This is a genomic window from Streptomyces odonnellii, from assembly GCF_000981895.1.
Classification (GTDB): Bacteria; Actinomycetota; Actinomycetes; order Streptomycetales; family Streptomycetaceae; genus Streptomyces; species Streptomyces odonnellii.
The window spans coordinates 1-1492 of the sequence record NZ_LATD01000626.1; the positions used below are offsets into that span (position 1 = coordinate 1).

Below are 1492 nucleotides of genomic sequence, written 5' to 3' on the forward strand. Positions count from 1 at the left end.
GGCGCGGCCGGGGCGGTGGTTCAGGTCCCGTTCGGTCGTGGCTCGGTCATGGCCGCGGCTAGGGCCTAGGCCTGGCGGACCTTGAGGGCGCGCCGGAGGTCGTCGAGCTGGTCGGTGAGGCGGCGGTGGAGGGCGGGGATCATGGGCGCGGTGGCCAGGTGGTGTTGGCCGAGGCGGAGCGATTCCTCGTCGACGGCGTGGGCGGGGAAGGCGTAGCGGCCGGCGGCTTCGGCGATGGCGGGGCCGCGGCGGTCGGCGAGGGCGGTGGCGTCGGGGTAGAAGCGGGCGATGTACTCCTCGACGAGTTCCGCCTGTTCGGGCTGCCAGAAGCCCTTGGCGGTGGCGGTGAACAGATAGTTGGAGAGGTCGTCGGTGCCGAAGAGCCGGGCCCAGGCATCGGCTTTGGCGGCCGGGTCGGGCAGGGCGGCGCGGCAGTGGGCGGCGCCTTCCTGGCCGGTGGCGCTGGGGTCGCGGTCGAGTTCGGCGTCGATGGTGGCGTTGTCGATCGCGCCGAGGACGGCGAGTCGGGTGAGGATGCGCCAGCGCAGTTCGGGGTCGAGTTCGGGTCCGCCGGGGACGCTGCCGGAGCCGAGCCAGTCCTGGAGGGTGTCGGGCTGGCCGGCGGCGTCGATGCGGTGGCGTACGGCGGTCAGGCGCAGCCCGGGGTGGTTGCCGTCCTCGGTGCGGCGCATGAGGTCGCGGCAGATCTCGGTGAGGGCGGCGAGGCCGGCGGGGCGGTCGGCGGGGGCCAGGTAGCGGTCGGTGATCTGGCCGGCGGCGAAGGCGAGGACGCCTTGGACGAGGGCGAGGTCCGTTTCGTACGGGAGGTGTGCGCGGGCGGCGTCCAGGTAGGCGGCCGGGGCGAGTTCGCCGTCCCGGACCATGTCGCGGGCGGCGTTCCAGATGACGGCGCGGGTGAGCGGGTCGGGGAGGCCGGAGAGGGAGCGGAGGGCGGTTTTCCAGGACGCGGCGTCGAGGCGGACCTTGGCGTAGCTGAGGTCGCCGTCGTTGAGGAGGACGAGGGCGGGGCGGCGTCCGGGCCGTACGGGCGGCTCTCCGGTCAGCGGCAGGTCGAGTTCGATGAGGCCGCGGGCGACGAGCCGGTCGGGGTCCGCGACGTCGGCGTCGTACGTGCCGACGGCGATGCGGTGCGGGCGGCTGCCGTCGCGTACGACGTCGAGGGTCCAGCCGGTGTCGGCGCCGCCGATGACGGGGGTGAGGGTGTCGACGCCGGTGGTGCGGAGCCACTGGGCGGCCCAGGCGTGCACATCGCGGTCGGTGGCCTGGGCGAGGGAGTCGATGAAGTCGGCGAGGGTGGCGTTGGCGAACTTGTGCCGGGCGAAGTGGATGTTGATGCCGGCGAGGAAGTCCTTCTCGCCGAGCCAGGCGACGAGTTGGCGTAGTGCGGAGGCGCCCTTGGCGTAGGAGATGCCGTCGAAGTTGAGGAGCGCGGACGCGGTGTCGGGGACGGCGGCCGGGTCGGGGGCGACGG

Annotated in this window: 1 protein-coding gene; it reads right to left on the reverse strand. The window is 74.1% G+C overall.

The genetic code is table 11. The annotated features are described in order from the left end of the window. Positions 1-65: 65 nt before the first annotated feature. A partial coding sequence (locus tag WH07_RS35765; RefSeq protein ID WP_046509443.1) for an ERAP1-like C-terminal domain-containing protein occupies positions 66-1492 on the reverse strand: 1427 nt, incomplete at its 5' end.